The 15,563-nt window shown below is 69.6% G+C and carries 18 protein-coding genes; 6 read left to right on the top strand and 12 right to left on the bottom strand.

The window, feature by feature from the left end; genetic code table 11:
* Positions 1-21: 21 nt before the first annotated feature.
* Together ABZ027_RS06955 and ABZ027_RS06950 are read right to left on the bottom strand one after the other, a co-directional pair.
* Positions 22-1,101 (bottom strand): hypothetical protein, encoded by a 1,080-nt coding sequence (locus tag ABZ027_RS06955; protein WP_356765147.1) that lies wholly within the window; start codon positions 1,099-1,101, stop codon positions 22-24.
* Between the two features lie 48 nt (positions 1,102-1,149).
* Complete coding sequence (locus tag ABZ027_RS06950; protein ID WP_356765145.1) at positions 1,150-1,893, bottom strand: hypothetical protein; 744 nt, start codon at positions 1,891-1,893, stop codon at positions 1,150-1,152.
* A gap of 124 nt (positions 1,894-2,017) precedes the next feature.
* Between ABZ027_RS06950 and ABZ027_RS06945 the strand changes: the two genes are divergently transcribed.
* Positions 2,018-2,284 carry a hypothetical protein gene (locus tag ABZ027_RS06945; protein WP_356765143.1) on the top strand — a complete coding sequence of 89 codons (267 nt, stop codon included), beginning with the start codon at positions 2,018-2,020 and terminating at the stop codon, positions 2,282-2,284.
* Here the strand turns inward: ABZ027_RS06945 and ABZ027_RS06940 are convergent.
* The 6 genes from ABZ027_RS06940 to ABZ027_RS06915 form a co-directional block, all read right to left on the bottom strand.
* Positions 2,241-2,816, bottom strand: a complete 576-nt coding sequence (locus ABZ027_RS06940) for a transposase (RefSeq protein ID WP_356765374.1) — start codon at positions 2,814-2,816, stop codon at positions 2,241-2,243. The genes ABZ027_RS06945 and ABZ027_RS06940 overlap by 44 nt on opposite strands.
* Before the next feature lie 295 nt (positions 2,817-3,111).
* Entirely contained in the window at positions 3,112-4,086 is a 975-nt protein-coding gene (locus ABZ027_RS06935; protein WP_356765141.1) for a polyprenyl synthetase family protein, read from the bottom strand.
* Positions 4,087-4,104: 18 nt separating this feature from the next.
* Complete coding sequence (locus tag ABZ027_RS06930; RefSeq protein WP_356765139.1) at positions 4,105-4,998, bottom strand: squalene/phytoene synthase family protein; 894 nt, start codon at positions 4,996-4,998, stop codon at positions 4,105-4,107.
* Between the two features lie 116 nt (positions 4,999-5,114).
* Entirely contained in the window at positions 5,115-5,957 is an 843-nt protein-coding gene (locus ABZ027_RS06925; protein ID WP_356765372.1) for an ABC transporter permease, read from the bottom strand.
* A complete protein-coding gene (locus tag ABZ027_RS06920; protein WP_356765137.1) occupies positions 5,954-6,544 on the bottom strand; it encodes an ABC transporter ATP-binding protein in 591 nt (196 codons plus the stop codon). The genes ABZ027_RS06925 and ABZ027_RS06920 overlap by 4 nt, the downstream gene beginning before the upstream one ends.
* A 299-nt stretch (positions 6,545-6,843) precedes the next feature.
* A complete protein-coding gene (locus tag ABZ027_RS06915) occupies positions 6,844-7,452 on the bottom strand; it encodes a response regulator transcription factor (protein ID WP_356765135.1) in 609 nt (202 codons plus the stop codon).
* A 268-nt stretch (positions 7,453-7,720) separates the two neighbouring features.
* Here ABZ027_RS06915 and ABZ027_RS06910 point away from each other — a divergent pair, with 268 nt between their 5' ends.
* Positions 7,721-8,536, top strand: coding sequence for an AfsR/SARP family transcriptional regulator (locus tag ABZ027_RS06910; RefSeq protein ID WP_356765133.1), 816 nt, complete (start codon positions 7,721-7,723; stop codon positions 8,534-8,536).
* A gap of 102 nt (positions 8,537-8,638) precedes the next feature.
* Here ABZ027_RS06910 and ABZ027_RS06905 read toward each other — a convergent pair whose 3' ends face one another.
* Together ABZ027_RS06905 and ABZ027_RS06900 are read right to left on the bottom strand one after the other, a co-directional pair.
* Positions 8,639-10,294 (bottom strand): multicopper oxidase domain-containing protein, encoded by a 1,656-nt coding sequence (locus ABZ027_RS06905; protein ID WP_356765131.1) that lies wholly within the window; start codon positions 10,292-10,294, stop codon positions 8,639-8,641.
* Positions 10,291-10,734: a hypothetical protein gene (locus ABZ027_RS06900; RefSeq protein ID WP_356765129.1), complete on the bottom strand. Its 444-nt coding sequence runs from the start codon at positions 10,732-10,734 to the stop codon at positions 10,291-10,293. The genes ABZ027_RS06905 and ABZ027_RS06900 overlap by 4 nt, the downstream gene beginning before the upstream one ends.
* 294 nt (positions 10,735-11,028) lie before the next feature.
* Here ABZ027_RS06900 and ABZ027_RS06895 point away from each other — a divergent pair, with 294 nt between their 5' ends.
* Entirely contained in the window at positions 11,029-12,258 is a 1,230-nt protein-coding gene (locus ABZ027_RS06895) for an RNA-guided endonuclease TnpB family protein (protein WP_356765127.1), read from the top strand.
* Positions 12,242-12,442 carry a hypothetical protein gene (locus ABZ027_RS06890; RefSeq protein ID WP_356765386.1) on the top strand — a complete coding sequence of 67 codons (201 nt, stop codon included), beginning with the start codon at positions 12,242-12,244 and terminating at the stop codon, positions 12,440-12,442. Before ABZ027_RS06895 ends, ABZ027_RS06890 begins: the two co-directional genes overlap by 17 nt.
* A gap of 60 nt (positions 12,443-12,502) precedes the next feature.
* Here ABZ027_RS06890 and ABZ027_RS06885 read toward each other — a convergent pair whose 3' ends face one another.
* A complete protein-coding gene (locus ABZ027_RS06885) occupies positions 12,503-12,859 on the bottom strand; it encodes a MazG-like family protein (RefSeq protein ID WP_356765125.1) in 357 nt (118 codons plus the stop codon).
* Positions 12,860-13,019: 160 nt separating this feature from the next.
* Here ABZ027_RS06885 and ABZ027_RS06880 point away from each other — a divergent pair, with 160 nt between their 5' ends.
* Entirely contained in the window at positions 13,020-13,346 is a 327-nt protein-coding gene (locus ABZ027_RS06880) for a nuclear transport factor 2 family protein (protein ID WP_356765123.1), read from the top strand.
* Positions 13,347-13,406: 60 nt separating this feature from the next.
* On the top strand, positions 13,407-14,441 hold the full coding sequence (locus ABZ027_RS06875; RefSeq protein ID WP_356765121.1) for an aldo/keto reductase: 1,035 nt from the start codon (positions 13,407-13,409) through the stop codon (positions 14,439-14,441).
* Between the two features lie 299 nt (positions 14,442-14,740).
* Here ABZ027_RS06875 and ABZ027_RS06870 read toward each other — a convergent pair whose 3' ends face one another.
* Positions 14,741-15,529 carry an SDR family oxidoreductase gene (locus tag ABZ027_RS06870; protein ID WP_356765119.1) on the bottom strand — a complete coding sequence of 263 codons (789 nt, stop codon included), beginning with the start codon at positions 15,527-15,529 and terminating at the stop codon, positions 14,741-14,743.
* Positions 15,530-15,563 lie beyond the last annotated feature (34 nt).

The following is a 15,563-nucleotide window of genomic DNA, read 5'->3' as shown; positions in this document are numbered from 1 at the left end:
CAGGGTCATGTGGGACCGGAGTCACCAGCTCACGTGCCAGGGGACCTGGGTCACTCCCGCGGCCAGCAGTCGCTGGAGCACGGAGGTGTACGGCCGCTCGTAGCCGTAGTCCTGACCCAGTTGCAGCTCCCGCAGCCGGGGGGCCTCCAGCAGGGGCGTCCAGTCCTCCAGCCGGTCGCAGCCCGAGAGGCTGAGCCGCTCCAGTTCCGGGAAGGCGCCGATGCCCCCGATGTCGGTCAGATCCCTCAGCCGCAGGGCCGTCGTGGTCAGGGCGGTGAGACGCTTCAGCGGGGAGAGGTCCGGCCAGGGGAGGCCGTACGCCTCCAGGTGGGTCAGCTGGGCGGGCAGATCCGACACCTGGGGGCAGTCGGACAGTCTCAGCCTCCGCAGCTCGGGCTTCGCCTCCAGGAACGCCAGACTCCGCACCAGGGGCAGGTTGATCAGCTCCAGCCGGGGGAGGTGCGGTCCGGCGAGCGCGCCGATGTCGGTCAGCAGCGGAAAGTTGGTCAGCACCAGCAGGTCGGTGTCCGGCAGCCCGCCCGGCTCCCCGAGCGTCGTGACCAGGGGGACATCCCATAGCCTCAGCTCGCTCAGGGCAGGCAGGTGACCGATGCCATGCACCGACTTCAGGGCGTTGCAGCGCCAGATCATCAGTTTCCGCAGCGAGGGGTAGGCCCGCATGCCGTCCAGGGCGCGCAGGGACGGGCACCCGATGAACCGCATCTCGTCCACCAGCGGCATCTCGGGCAGCTGCGAGAAGTCTGTGAACGAGTCCAGCCGGAGCGCGTCGAGGCTGCGGAGCGTGGGGGCGTGCTCCAGGGCCGAGAAGTCGGCCAGGGCCGGGCAGCCCTCCGCGCGGAACCGGTCGATGGGTGAGCCCTGCAGCCCCTCGAGGGTGGTGAGGTGCGCGCAGTCCTTGAAACAGAGATAGGTGAGGCCCCTCAGAGCCCCCAGGCCGCGTGCGTCGCGCAGCGCGGAACAGCCGTCCACCGTCAGTTCGGTCAGGCCCGGGTGGGATCCCAGGCCGGCGAGGGTGGCCAGCTTGCGGCAGTCGGTGATCTGCAGCTCGGTCAGGCCGGTGAGCGCGTCGATGCCCTCCACGGTGGTCAGCGAGGCGCACCCGCTGAGGTCGAGTTGGGCGAGGGCGGGCTAGTCCGTGAGGCCTTTGAGGTCGCGCAGGCCGGTCCAGCCGAGGTCCAGCGTGGTCAGGCGGGTCAGTCCCGCGAGCTGCCGCGCGTCGCGGAAGGAACGGCAGCCGCGCATGGTGAGGGTGCGCAGGTCCGGGAGGGCCGCGGGCAGCCCGGTGACATCGCGCACCTTGGTCATGCTGAGGTCGAGTTCACGCAGGCCGCTCAGGGTGAGCAGGGGGCGGATGTCGGTGACTTGACGGCAACGGTGCAGATTCAGCCGGGTGAGCGCGGTCAGGGTGCTCAGCGGCGCGAGATCGGATATTCCGGCGCATCCGTTGAGGTCGAGGTCGGCGAGGGAGGTCAGCGCGGCAAGGTCGCCGAGGTCGGTGACCTCCTTGCACCGGTCCACGTGGAGGGCCCGAAGCATGGTCAGGTGGCGCAGGCCGCGCAGCGACCTGATCCGGCGCAGACGCAGCTCGGTGCGGCCCTCACGTGCGAAAGCGGGGGCGAGGAGGAGTTCGCAGAAGCGGTCCGGGTCGGCGGCGCGGGGCAGTTCGCGTAACAGAAGGTCACCGGAGTAGGCGGCGGTGGGCGCGAAACGAGCGGCGAGGTCGAGGGCGGCCCCGCCGTCGTGGACGGTGAGCAGTTCACGTATCGCCTTGCGCGCCCGTACGGGGGTGGCGGTGCCGAGCAGGCCGCGGAGTTCGACGACCAGCGGATGCGCGTCGGACGCGTCGGCAGACAGGGGGTTCTGGGATGTCATGGCTGGGAGCTTAGAAGGCGTTGTCTTTCCGAACTTGAAAACTGCGTTTTCGCTGGTCATGCATAGGTCGGCGATCCCGTGGGAGTGGTGGCCCATCGTGTGGCCGCTCCTGTGGAGGTCGTGGATGGCGGCGCTCGTGGGGCTGCTGGAACAGCGCGGGCTCGCTGCTCGCCGCCGGGTGGACGAGCTGCGGGAGGAGGCCGACCGCATCCAGGCCGAGCTGGACCTTGCCGACCGGGACTGGAAGGAATGGGCCATCGCCCGCTCACGGGTCGGCGAGGCGCTGGCCCCGGTCGAGGAGACCGAGCAGGGCCACAGCTGGCTGGCCGAGCGGCAGCCAGGGCGGTTCACGCCTGCGCAGGGCGTGACCGGGCCGGGCGGCGCCTCATGAGGAGGATCACCGACCAGTAGATCACCGCCTCGGCGCTGGCGGTGCACCGCTCGAAGTCGCGGACCAGGCGACGGGTGCGCATCAGATGCGCGAAGAACCGTTCAACGATCCACCGTTCGGGCAGCACCACGAAGCCACGCATGTCGTCGCTGCGCTTGACGATCGCCAGGACCAGGGCGAACGCGTCCAGGCAGTGCTCGACGAGGCTGCCGGTGTAACCGCCGTCGGCCCAGATCAGCGCCAAGCGGTGACGGGCGTCGGTCACCTGCTCGAGGAGAATGTGGGCGGCGGTGCGGTCGCCGGTGTCCGCGGCGGTGACCATCACGCCCAACAGCAAGCCAAGCGTGTCGACCACGACGTGCCGCTTGCGCCCATTGATCAGCTTGCCGCCGTCGAAGCCGCGGCCGTCCGATCCGATGACGGCGTCCGCCTTGACCGACTGCGAGTCGATCACCCCGGCCGTCGGCTCCGTGTCCCGGCCCAGCTTCTCGCGGACCTGACCGCGCAGACGGTCGTGGAGCTCCTGGACCAGGCCGTGGTCACGCCAGCGGCGAAAGAACGCGTAGCCCCTGTCCCACGGTCATGCCCGGCACCGGCCGCGATCACCCGATCGAGACTCCCGTTCGACGCACACCCCTCAAGATCGTAACGACAACAGCTACTCAAGAACGGCTTCTACGACCAGGTACGCGCCCGCGACCAGATGCCGGACAACGAGACGCGGCTGCGCCAGCAAGTCAGAGAGCTGAAGGAACTGTGGCCGCCGACGCTGAAGAGATCGCCCAGCCTCTGCGCCCGTTGGCCGCCGCGTCAGTCCCGGACCCTGCTCAGTGCTGGCGGTCGGCTGCTGCTGTGGCCAGTTCGGCGAGCTGGGTGGAGTGTGGCAGGCCGGCGAGTTCGGAGCGTGCGTGCTCTGAGCAGGAGGATGCCATCCGGGTCGCCTTGGTGAGAGCGCCGGTGCGTGTCAGCACAGCGAGGATGTCCCGGTGTGCGGTGACGGGGTCGGTGCAGCCGCGGAATACGGTGGTCAGGCGGTTGCGGTCAGCTACGTCGGCGGCTTCGTAGGCGAGCAGGACGGGCAGGGTGGGTTGGAGGTTGGCGACGTCGCTGGTGGCTGTCTTGCCGGTGACCTGGTCCTCGGCGGTGTAGGGGAGCAGGTCGTCACGGATCTGGAAGGCCATGCCGAGCTGTTCTCCGTACTGGCGCAGGGCCTGGTGCTGCTGAGGGGTTGCTCCGGCCAGGATCGCCCCGGCCTGGCACGCGGCGCCGGTCAGCGCGGCGGTCTTGGCTTGCATGACGTTCAGGACGGTCGGCACTCCGCAGGTCAGGTCGCCGCGGATTTCCGTTTCGCGCATGATGCCCTGGCACATGCGGCGCAGGGCCTGGATGGTGACCCGTGCTGCCTGCAGCACGCGTTCGGCAGGGCCGGAGCTGAGCAGGGCCGCGACTCCGGCCATCGACAGTCCATCGCCTGCTGCCAGGGCTTCGGCGAGGCCGTACTGCTCGGCGGTGGAGGCCCGCCCGCGGCGTACCGGGTCCTGGTCGATGATGTCGTCGTGGATGAGGCTGGCGACGTGCAGGCACTCGATGCCGGCCGCGAAGGCCAGCACCTGGTCGGCGGTGCCGCCGACGGCTTTGGCCGACTCCATGCACAGCATGGGGCGCAGGAGCTTGCCCGGGGGGAACAGCGCGTCCAGGCAGGCCAGCTCCAGCAGGCTGTCGCCGCTGCCCACCCAGCGCAGCAGTTCGGCCTCCAGGAGCGGAATGTACGTGTCGCCGGCGGGGGGCACGGCAAGAGACATGGCGCGTCCTTTCGCAGGTCAGCAGGGGATCACGGTGCGCATGAGGGGGCGCCACACATTGAGCTGCGTGCCCAGGGGAGGCTGTACCGGTCGGTGGAGGACGTCCTGGCCTGCGGCCAGCACGGCGGCGATGAGCAGGGCCAGGTGCTCACAGCGGGCGCGCCAGATGCCGCTTGCAGGACCGTGGTCCACATCACCGGCTTTGTGTAGTTGCTCGGTGACGCGCTCGGCCTCGAACGCGATGAGGTCGGCCATAGCCGGTGTCCAGCGTTTGGCCTTGATGTCCTCGGCGCGCACGTTGAACCGGTCGAGGTCCTCCAACGGCAGGTAGAGGCGCCCGTCGTCGAGGTCTTCCGACAGGTCGCGCAGCGCATCCGTCAACTGTGCGGACACGGAGAACTCGCTTAGTAGCAGTTCATATGCGGGTTCGGTCGGGGCGCCCATCGCCTGGTAGACCATGGCCATCGGGCCACCGGTCATCTGCATGCACCACTGGCGCAGTTCCTCGAAGGTGGCGAAGTCACGGAAGTCGAGGTCCCGCTGCATCGCGCTGAACATGTCCTCGATCACCGACAGGTGCATACCGTAAGTCCGGTAAGTGTGGACCGTGGCGTGCAGGACAGGGTCGTGGGAGCCGCCGGCGGCGAAGGCTGCCCAGGTGGCGTCGACGAATTGGGTGAAGCTGCGCTGACGGTCTTTGACCGGGCCGCTGTCGGCGTAGAGATCGGCACGGCACCCGTGTGCGAGCAGTGCCGCCACGTGAGGCCGGGCCGCTGCGGGAGCGCTGCGCAGGCCATGCCAGCGGGCGGTCCCTCCGTCGGCGCCGGCCAGCTCCCGCACGCACACCGTGTAGCAGTGCCGAAGGACGGGATCAGTGATACCCGCCGCGTCCAGCCATCGCCTTACCAGCATCTTTCAACCCCTTCTACTCAACCGGCTCGCTTTTCGGGGCCGGTGCTTCGCTCTGGGTGGAGGGCGCGACCATCCCGTCGAAGGGCCCTGTGCGAGCCGTCGCACCGGGGCGCCGCTCAGCGGGGTGTCGACGTGGCCCGTGCCGGGCGCGCAGGCTGCCGGTGCCTGGATGGCCAAGGCAGACGAAAAGGCGGCCGTGTGGTCAGGGCGTCTTTGGTGCGGCGGTGGAAGGCGAGCAAACCCAGGAGCGCGGCGCCGGCGAACCACAGGATCTGGACGGCCAGATCGCCGGGCAGAGGTGTGTGGGTGAAGCCCGCGGCGGTGGCGGCCTGCATGGTGCCGTAGGTGGGCAGGAATTGCACGGCCGCGCTTTTGGTGCCGCCGCTGGCCAGGGGACTTTGCAGGCCGACATCGACGAGGCTGGTCATGACCAGGGCGAACATGCCCTCCACTTCCCGGCGCAGCAGGGAGCCGAAGACGACGCCGAGCGCCCCGTAGGTCATCGCTCCGCAGAACAGGGCCGCGGCGAGCTGCACAGGCTGGCACGGGCTCCAGGCAGTGCAGATCACCACGGTGGCATAGGCGGCGATGATGCCGCAGGCCAGGGCCAGAGAGGTGGTCTTGGCCAGGACAAGATGGATGCGGGGGTAGCCGGCCATGGCCAGACGGCGGTCGAAGCGTCCGCCGTTGAACGTGACGGCGAACATCATGAAACCGGTGATCAGGGTCACGGCGTTGATGGCACCGGTGATCTGAGTGATCTGGTTGCCTGCGGGTGCCAGGAGTCGGCCGGTCGCACGCAGCGTGAAGGTCACGCTCCTGCTGGGGATGACGGCGTACGCCAGGCTGATCCAGGAGGGGATGAAAAGGGCGACCAGGACCATGGCGAGCCGGTTACGGGTGTGCTCGATCAGGTCGAAGCGGGCTGCTGTCACATACAGATGCAGCTGGCGCCTCACGCCGGAACCGCCATGGTGGGGTGCAGGACGCCGTCCTGAAGCCGCCACAACTCGTCCAGACGCTCGGCGTCATAGGCCAGATGCGAGACGACAAGGACTGAGCGGCCCGCATCCCGTAACCGTGCCGCCAAGTCCCAAAAGCGCTGGTAGGTCTCCCAGTCGAAACCCTGGTAGGGCTCGTCCAGCAGCAGCACCTGCGGGTCATGCATCAGCGCCAGGGTCAGGTTCAGCTTCTGACGGGTTCCGCCACTGAGCAGACCGGCACGCTCGTCGGCGTACTCCGTCAACCGCAGCGCCTCCATGACCTCCCCGGCGTGTCGCAGATCCGGCAGCCCCCGTGCGACGCGGAAGAAGTTCAGGTGCTGGCGCACCGTGAGGGCATCGTTGACCACCACCTCCTGTGGGCAGTAGCCGAAACCGGCTCCATGACGGACCGTGCCACGCTGCGGACGCAGCTCACCAGAAAAAATCTTCAACAGCGTCGACTTGCCCGCACCGTTCTCCCCGACGATCCCGGCCAGCACACCAGGCCGCAGATCAAGCTCTAAGCCCCGCAGAACCTCACGACGACCGTACGCATGACGCACGTCCCTGACCTCCACCGCGCCCCCGGACTCGTAAACGGTGTCACGTACTCGCTGCTGACCACTCGCCGCCACGGGCAAGGCTAGGCATCACGTACGGACAAAAACGGGGAGTGATCGCTGATTAGCCCATAAGGGTGAAGACCGCGCTGTAAACGGCGCTCCGTTCGCTTGCCACCCGGCAAGATCGGAATGACACCAGCTTCTTAGGCAGGGCCAGTGTCGAAACCGGCCGTGGCTCACCCCGCGGCTGCCCGCTGTTCGGCGCGCGACGGATCACTCGTCCGTCGCGCCCGCCCCCCTCACGTCAGCCACCCGTTGTCCTCGGCGATTCTGATCGCGTCCACTCTGTTGCGGGCGTTGAGCTTGGTGACCGCGCTGGTGAGGTAGTTGCGGACGGTGCCGATGGAGAGGAAGAGACGGGTGGCGATCTCCATCGCCTCCGCTCCGTCGGCGGCCAGTTTCATCACCTCGACCTCGCGCCGCGTCAGCGGGTTCTCCTCGACCTCCCAGGCCGCCAGCGCCAGTTGGGGGTCGATCACCCGGCCCCCCGCCGCCACCCTCCGTACCGCGTCGGCCAGTTGGTCCGGCGGCGCGTCCTTCAGCAGGAACCCGGACACCTTCGCGGCCATGGCCCGCCGGAAGGTACCGGGACGACCGAGGCTGGTCAGAATCAGCACCCGGCACGTCGGCACCGCCGTGCGTAACTGGTCGGCCGCGCTGAGCCCGTCCAGCCCAGGCAGGTCGATGTCCACGATCGCGACGTCCGGCAGCAGCTCCAGCGCGGTCGGCACCAACCGGTCGCCGGAATCGAACTGCGCCACCACCTTGAGATCGGGTTCCATCTCCAGCAGTGCCACCAGGGCACCGCGCACCATGTGCATGTCCTCGGCGATAACGATGCGGATCAAGCCAGACCTCCCCCGTCCGACGGCCGTGATGCCGCGCACGTACCCGCACGCATGGTATTCGAACGGTCACGACATCCGGGCCGACTCGCCCGTCCTCTCTGCCCAACTACCCGTGAATCCTTCATAGTCGGCCCCCTGACCGGGTCACCGCGGACCGGGGACGCCTGCACTGTCGGCCGAGGCCCGGCCCATGGGACTGTCGATGTACTACGCAAAGTACGGGGGCCGAGGGCGCTCGTACGTCCCTTCCTAGCCACCTGGGGACCAGATGGATATCACCCTGCTGGGGCCGCTCAACGCGGACAAGGACGGCGCCCCGGTCCTACCGTCAGCAGCCAAGATGCGCCAGATCCTGGCCCTGTTGGCGCTGCACTCCAACCGAGTGGTGCCGGTGTCGATGCTCATGGAGGAGCTCTGGGGCTACAACCCTCCGCGGACCGGTTCCACCACTCTCCAGACCTACATCCTGCGGCTGCGCCGCCTGATCGACGCCTCGGTCCGCGGACGCTGCAACGCCAAGGAGATCCTGGTCTACCGGCACGGCGGGTACTGCCTCATCGTGCCCACCGGCTGCGTGGACGTACTGGAGTACGACCGCCTCGCGGCCGAGGGGCAGCGCCTCTTCGACACCGGCGAGGACGAGGCCGCGGTCAAGGTGTACACCGAGGCGCTCGACCTGTGGCGGGGCCCGGCACTCGCGGACATCCGCTGCGGCGCCCTGCTGGAGATCGAGCGGGTGCGCCTGGAGGAGAGCCGGCTCGGGGTGCTGGAGCGCCGTATCGACGCCGAGCTGTACCTGGGTCGGCATGCCGAACTCCTCACCGAGCTCATTGTGCTGACGGCACGTCAGCCGCTCCACGAGGGTCTGCACGCCCAGCACATGATCGCCCTCTACCGCTCCGGCCGCCCCTCCGAGGCGCTGGCGACCTTCACCAAGCTGCGCCACCGCCTGGTGGAGGACCTGGGCCTGGACCCCTCGCCCCGGCTCCAGCGGCTCCAGCGGGCCATCCTCGGCGGGGACCTGCTGCTCGACCACCCGCAGCGCGGGCCGGGCCGCAGGGTGCTGGACATGTTCGCCGCGTGAGCCGACGGCCGTGGGAGGTCCGGCCCCACCCGGACTTCGCCACGAGCCGTCGCTCCGTCGTCGTTCCGCGGCCGCCGCTACGTACCGGCACCCCGCCGGAGCTCAGACGACCTCGAAGTTCGCCATCATCGCCATGTCCTCGTGCTCCAGATTGTGGCAGTGGAGCATGTACCGCCCCCGGTGCCCGCGGAACCGCACCAGTACGTCCACCACTTCGTACGGCCGCACGTCCACCGTGTCCTTCCACCCCGCGTCGGTCGGCAGCGGCGGCCCGCCGCCCCGGGCGACCACCAGGAAGTGCGCCAGGTGCACATGGACCGGATGGTGGAAGTCACTGCTGAACCGCCACCGCTCGACGGTGCCCAGCCGGGGCCGCGCGAGCACCCGCCCGCTGTCGAAGGGCCGGCCATTGATCGTCCACAGCTCCCCGCCGCTCCCGGACGTGAGCCGGAAGTCGAACCGCCGTTCGGCCACCGCCCGTTCGGCCCGCGCCACCGGCACGCCGGCGAGCCGCTCGGGAACCCGGCTGGTGTCCCGCTCCCGGCGGACGATCCGGAACCGCATCACCGAACGCGTGCCTCCCGCCCCCAGGGTGTTGACCAGGGTGACGGTCGAGCCGACCGGATACGCGGCGAAGTCGACGACCACGTCGAAGCGCTCCCCGGGCGCCACCGGCAGCGTGTCGTGCGTGACCGGACGCCGTAACAGCCCCGCGTCACTGCCCACTTGCGTGAACGCGCCGCCCTCGCGCGGACCGGGCTCCAGAGCGAGCCGGTAGCGGCGGGCGTTGGAGGTGTTGAGGATCCGGAACCGGTACCGGGTGCCGGAGACCTCCAACTCCGGCCAGGGCGCCCCGTTGACGAGCACCACATCCCCCGTCACCCCCTCCATGTACGCGTCCTCGACGCCCGGTTCACCGGTGAGCGAGGGATCCAGGGACGGGTAGCGCAGCGCGCCGTCCTCCTCGAAGGCCCGGTCGCAGATCATCAACGGGATGTCCTTCTCGCCCCGGGGGAGTGGCAGCGCGTCCTCCACGTCGTCGTGCACCAGGAACAGACCGGCCAGCCCGCGCCACACCTGCGGCGCGCTGAAGTCCATCCGGTGGTCGTGGTACCAGAGCGTCGTGGCCGGCTGCTCCAGCGGATACGTGTACGTCTTGGCTCCCGACGTGTACGTCCAGTCGCCCGGCCGGGTCCGCATCTGCCCGGCATGCTCCCCCTGAGAACCGTGCGCCCCCATGGAGCCATGCGCCCCGTGCGCTCCGTGCGTCCCATGCCCGTCGTGCGCCGAAGCGCCCGCGCCGGAGCCGTACCCCTTCGGGAGGACGAGGTCCAGTGGGGAGCCGTCCGATTCCGGGGCCTGCACTCCGCCGTGCAGATGGGTGGAGGTCGGCACGGGAAGCTCATTGCGCACCCGTACCGTCGTCGTACGCCCCGACCGGCCCACCAGGGTGGTCCCGGGGAACCGGCCGTCGTAGCCCCACACCTCGGTCCGCAGACCCGGCAGGATCTCCACCCGGGCCGCACGCTGCACCAGTTCGTAGTGGTCGCCGCCGTCCGGCCCCCGGGTGGGGGTCGCCGTCACCGGCACGGGAAGCGGCACCCGGAAGGGGGCGGGCAGCCGCGCCCGGCTCGACAGTTGCTCCCCCGACACCTCGCGGGTGAGTGCCCCGCACCCCGCGGTGCCGAGGCCCGCCGCGGCCAGCCCGGTGGCGGTGGCCGCCTTCAACAGGGTCCGTCGGCTCGGCCGCATGGTCATCGACTCCCGTTCTCCGTACGGCCGCCCGGCCGGTGGGCGAACACCCAGTACGTCTGCGCGGTCAGCCCAGCGACCAGCGCGACGCCCAGCGGGATGTGCAGGGACAGCTGCCGGGCGTAGCCGAACCCGCCCTGCGCCTCGACCAGGGAAGCGACAAGCAGCGTCAGCCCGATCGGCCACGCGGGGCCGCCGCCCGGGCGCCACAGCGTCACGGCGGCGCCGACCGTGAGCCAGCTCATGACGGAGATGAGGGTGGCGTTGAGCGCGTGCACGTCCAGCAGGTCGGTGTCGCCGGTGATGAACAGGCCGGCCAGTACGGGCTGCGCCAGTGTGAGCAACAGCAGCACACAGGTGCAGGTCCGCAGCACGGTGAGCGGCCAGCGCCTGGCCACCCGCGTCGGCGTCTCGGCTTCGGTCTCCGTGTCGGGTGACGGAAACATCAGCATCACTCCGGATCGCCGACGGCATCCGCAGCCGCCGCGCCGCCCCGAGTCTGGCAACGCCCGCTGGACACCGGCTTGACCGAGCCGAGGGGGCCGCGGGAGTCGCAAGGTTCGCAGGATTCGAACGAGCCGATCCGGCCGAACACGGTGAAAATTACGCTTACTCGTGACCGCGGCGCGGAGCGTCGCGGTGTCGCTTGGGCGGAGCCGGACACACTGCGGTCATAGGAGTGAGACGGGGAACGGGTGTTCCCGGCGACATCGAGTGGTGTGTGTTCGTACGATCACCGAATGCAGCTTCGGTATGCCTTCCGTCTGTACCCGGAGCCCGGTCAACGGGCCGCGTTGGCCAGGGCGTTCGGGTGTGCACGGGTGGTGTTCAACGACGCGGTACGGGCCCGGGAGCACGCCCGCACCGGGGGCCTGCCGTTCCCGAACGCGGCCGAGCTGTCGAAACGGCTGATCACCCAGGCCCGGCACACGGTAGAGCGCTGCTGGCTTGGTGAGGTCTCCTCGGTGGTGCTGCAGCAGTCTTTGCGGGATGTGGAGGGCGCCTACAAGAATTTCTTCGCCTCCCTCAAAGGGGAGCGCAAGGGCAAGCGGGTGGGTGCGCCGCGTTTCAAGTCGCGTAAGGACACCCGGCAGTCGATCCGGTTCACCGCCAACGCCCGCTGGAAGATCACCGAGGGCGGGCGGCTGTCCCTGCCGAAGATCGGTGACGTGAGGGTCACGTGGTCGCGGGTCCTGCCCGCCGTGCCGTCCAGTGTGACGGTGATCCTGGACTCGGCGGGACGGTACTTCGCCTCGTTCGTCATCGACACCGACTCCGAAACGGACCGGGCGCGCTGGAACGAGCCGGAGCCGGGCAGCGCCGTCGGCATCGACCTGGGGCTCACACACTTCGCGGTCCTCTCCGACGGCACGAAGATCGACTCCCCACGGTTTCTGCGCCGCGCGGAAAAGAAGCTGAAGAAAGCCCAGCGGGAGCTGTCCCGCAAACAGAAGGGATCGAAGAACCGGGCCAAGGCCCGCGTGAAGGTCGCCCGTGCTCACGCGGCCGTGGCCGATGCGCGCAAGGAGTTCCACAACCAACTCTCCACCCAGTTGATCCGCGAGAACCAAGCGGTCGCGGTGGAGGATCTCGCGGTCTCGGGACTGGCGCGCACAAGGTTGGCCAAGAGCGTGCACGACGCGGGCTGGTCACAGTTCGTGACCATGCTTCAGTACAAGGCGCAGCGGTACGGGCGGACGTTCGTCAAGATCGGCCGGTTCGAGCCCACCAGTCAGGTGTGCTCCACCTGCGGCCACCGGGACGGGCCCAAACCCCTGCACGTAAGGGAGTGGACCTGCCGCGCCTGCGGCACCCTCCACGACCGGGACCACAACGCCGCGATCAACGTCAAACAGGCCGCCGGACTGGCGGCATCGGCCTGCGGAGCGCCGGTAAGACCAGAACCAGTTCTGGCACAGCGCGAAGAAACAGGAAGCCATGGAACCCCCACCCGTGTCTGTGCCGCGTAGCGGCACCGGTTCGGGTGGGGACGGCCAGAATCCTCGGGCTTCAGCCCGAGGAGCATGTCAATACAACAATGAGGGCCGGGAGTGCAGCGAGCAGTTCGGCGACGGCCCGGTCGTCTTCCACGAACTGCTGGCCCGCTGGCGCCGGGACGGCGGCATAGACGACGTACTGGCCGGTGCCGAATGAGCGCCCCGGCGGTGCGCCCCAGCCGCTTGCTGCTGTCCGCCAACGGCGAGGGCACCATCCTCAGACTGCGGACGCGGACCCCAGCGAGCGTTCCCGCACCCGGGCCACGTGCCGGGTGAGAACGTCACGGGTGTCCGGGGTGAGCGTGCGCAGGGCCACCAAGGCGGTGATCACCACGTCGCACAGCTCGCCCTGGACGTCCTCCCAGGTGTGCGAGACGCCCTTACGGGGGTTCTGGCCGAGCGCGCCGATTACCGCCTCGGAGACCTCGCCGACCTCCTCCGACAGCTTCAGCACGCGCAGCAGCAGCTCCGCCTGGCCGTCGACCCGGCGGTTGGCGTCGAGCCAGGCGTACAGGTCGTCGATGGTGGACCACAGGTCCGCCGGGACGTCCGGCGGATCGGCCTGATCAGTCATGCGGGCAGCTTGCCACGGGGGCGGGCGGCGGCGACAGCGGCCCTCACCCACCGCCGGTACTTGTCGAAGGGTGTCCAACGTCCCACCCTCACACCTGTCCGGCGGGCCCGGGCTGCCGTTCGGGTGGCGGGGTCGGGGGAGCGGTGTGAGGCTGACTGGCATGACGATTCAGACCGCCAGACTGAGGGACCCGGCCGTCCGGGCCTTCGTCGCCGCCGTCAACGCCCATGACCGCGACGCCTTCCAGGCGCTTCTCGCCCCTGGGGCGACCATGGCGGACGACGGTCTCGACCGCGACCTCGACGAGTGGACCGACCGGGAGATCTTCTCCTCCCACGGCCACCTGGAGGTCGACAACGAGTCCCGGGGCGGTCGCGCCATCCTCGCCCGCTACCGCAACGACACCTGGGGCGAGATGCGCACCAAGTGGCAGTTCACGGTGGCGGACGACGGCAGGATCTCCCGCTTCGAAACAGGGCAGGCCTGAAGAAAACCCGCGACGCGGGGGTTGCGTTGGTGTGCGCTCGAACTTCTAGCGTGCCGGGACATGGAGACCAACGGAACCATCAATTCCAACGGAACCACTCATTCCGACGGGATCGCCCGGGCCAGCAGGACGCTGGGACGCAGCGGCCTCGAGGTCAGCGCCCTCGGCTTCGGCTGCTGGGCGATCGGCGGCGAATGGCAGTCGCCGGACGGACAGCCGCTGGGCTGGGGCAAGGTCGACGACGAGGAGTCGGTGCGGGCGGTCCGGCGCGCCCTCGACCTGGGCGTCACCTTCTTCGACACGGCGGACACCTACGGCGCCGGCCACAGCGAACGCGTCCTCGGCCGAGCCCTCGGCAAGCGCCGGGACGACGTGGTCCTCGCCACCAAGTGGGGCAACCTCTTCGACGAGCGCACCAAAACCCGGGTCGGGCAGGACGACTCCAGCGACCACGCGCGCAGCGCCCTCACCGCGTCGCTCACCCGCCTCGGCACCGACCACGTGGACCTCTACCAGCTGCACATCTCCGACGCCGACCCCGACCAGGCGGCCCGACTGCGCGAGGCCTGCGAGGAGTTCGTACGCGAAGGACTGATCAGGGCGTACGCCTGGAGCACCGACGATCCGACCCGGGCGGCGGTCTTCGCGGAGGGCGAGCACTGCACGGCCGTACAGCACACGATGAACGTGTTGCAGGACGCGCCCGAGATGATCGCCCTGTGCGAGGAGGCGAACCTGGCGAGCATCAACCGCAGTCCGCTCGCCATGGGGCTGCTGGCCGGGAAACGCCAGGGCGCGCTGGAGGCCGGGGACATCCGCAGCCGGCCGCCGGCCTGGCTCCAGGGGTTCGACGAGGGCTCCGGCGCGGCCCCCGACTGGCTCGCCCGCGTCGACGCGCTCCGGGAGATCCTCACCAGCGACGGCCGTACGCTCGCGCAGGGCTCCCTCGCCTGGCTGTGGGCGCGCAGCCCCCGCACGGTACCGATTCCCGGCTTCCGTTCGGTCGCGCAGGCCGAGCAGAACGCTGGCGCGCTGGCGAAGGGGCCACTCACCGCGGAGCAGCTGGCCGAGGTCGAGCGGATCATCGGGCGCTGAGAAACGCCGAAGAGTGAGAAACACCGCAGAGTGAGAAACACCGCAGAGCCGATTGAAAGCGGCAGCCGTTCCTCCGCACCGGTGCGCACCCCGCGGTCCCACGCGAGGTCCACCCCCACCCGGTTCGGTGGAACGGCTGCCGCCTCCCCCCTCGGGAGCAGGCAGCGGAAGCCGCCTCCTCCAAGTGTGAAGCTCTCGTGGAGGACGTGTAGAGCATAGGCGCATGACTGGCCTGAATGGGTGTGGAAAGTTCAATTAGATTTGTAAAAGTTGAGCCCGTGACCATCCGCGCGGGTGGCTCAGCCGCGTCCCACGTACGGCATCGCCGTCGCCATCACCGTCGCGAACTGCACATTCGCCTCCAGCGGCAGCTCGGCCATGTGCCGCACCGTGCGCGCCACGTCGGCCACGTCCATCACCGGCTCGGGCACGACCTCCCCGTTCGCCTGGAGGGCCCCGGTCGGCATCCGCGCGGTCATGTCGGTGGCCGCGTTGCCGATGTCGATCTGCCCGACCGCGATGTGGTATGGCCGACCGTCCAGGGACAGCGACTTGGTCAGGCCGGTCAGCGCGTGCTTGGTCGCGGTGTAGGCCACCGAGTGCGGCCGGGGCGTGTGCGCCGAGATCGACCCGTTGTTGATGATCCGGCCGCCCTGCGGGTCCTGCTCCTTCATCTGCCGGAAGGCGGCCTGCGCGCACAGGAACGCCCCGTTCAGGTTGGTGTCCACCACGTGCCGCCAGGCGTCGTACGCCAGCTCCTCGACCGGCACCCCGCCCGGGCCGAACGTCCCCGCGTTGTTGAACAGCAGGTCCACCCGCCCGAAGCGTTCCACGGTGGCGGCGAACAGCGCGGCCACCTCCTCCGGTCGCGACACGTCCGTCCGCACGGGGATCGAGGCACCCGTGGAGCCCTCGGGTGCCGCAAGTGCCAGCCCCGCTGTCTCCTCCAGGGTCTGAGGCCGACGGCCCGCCAGCGCCACCGACCAGCCCGCGGCCAGCAGTTCCACGGCGACCGCGCGGCCGATGCCGGAACCCGCGCCGGTCACCACCGCGACCTTCGCTTCCTTGCCCGTTCGCATCGCGTTCATGGGGCGGCAGCGTAGTGCGGGGCGGGTCCGGGAA

Source organism: Streptomyces sp. NPDC006332 (assembly GCF_040612855.1).
Lineage (GTDB): Bacteria > Actinomycetota > Actinomycetes > Streptomycetales > Streptomycetaceae > Streptomyces.
Note: the sequence above shows the minus strand (reverse complement) of the source record. Positions and strands in the feature narration are given on the sequence as shown.

Coding starts and splice junctions, on each gene's coding strand:
- ABZ027_RS06950 (WP_356765145.1), bottom strand. CDS start 1,893: ATGACATCCCAGAACCCCCTGTCTGCCGACGCGTCCGACGCGCATCCG.
- ABZ027_RS06945 (WP_356765143.1), top strand. CDS start 2,018: ATGGCGGCGCTCGTGGGGCTGCTGGAACAGCGCGGGCTCGCTGCTCGC.
- ABZ027_RS06935 (WP_356765141.1), bottom strand. CDS start 4,086: ATGTCTCTTGCCGTGCCCCCCGCCGGCGACACGTACATTCCGCTCCTG.
- ABZ027_RS06930 (WP_356765139.1), bottom strand. CDS start 4,998: ATGCTGGTAAGGCGATGGCTGGACGCGGCGGGTATCACTGATCCCGTC.
- ABZ027_RS06910 (WP_356765133.1), top strand. CDS start 7,721: ATGGATATCACCCTGCTGGGGCCGCTCAACGCGGACAAGGACGGCGCC.
- ABZ027_RS06905 (WP_356765131.1), bottom strand. CDS start 10,294: ATGACCATGCGGCCGAGCCGACGGACCCTGTTGAAGGCGGCCACCGCC.
- ABZ027_RS06900 (WP_356765129.1), bottom strand. CDS start 10,734: ATGTTTCCGTCACCCGACACGGAGACCGAAGCCGAGACGCCGACGCGG.
- ABZ027_RS06895 (WP_356765127.1), top strand. CDS start 11,029: ATGCAGCTTCGGTATGCCTTCCGTCTGTACCCGGAGCCCGGTCAACGG.
- ABZ027_RS06885 (WP_356765125.1), bottom strand. CDS start 12,859: ATGACTGATCAGGCCGATCCGCCGGACGTCCCGGCGGACCTGTGGTCC.
- ABZ027_RS06880 (WP_356765123.1), top strand. CDS start 13,020: ATGACGATTCAGACCGCCAGACTGAGGGACCCGGCCGTCCGGGCCTTC.
- ABZ027_RS06875 (WP_356765121.1), top strand. CDS start 13,407: ATGGAGACCAACGGAACCATCAATTCCAACGGAACCACTCATTCCGAC.
- ABZ027_RS06870 (WP_356765119.1), bottom strand. CDS start 15,529: ATGAACGCGATGCGAACGGGCAAGGAAGCGAAGGTCGCGGTGGTGACC.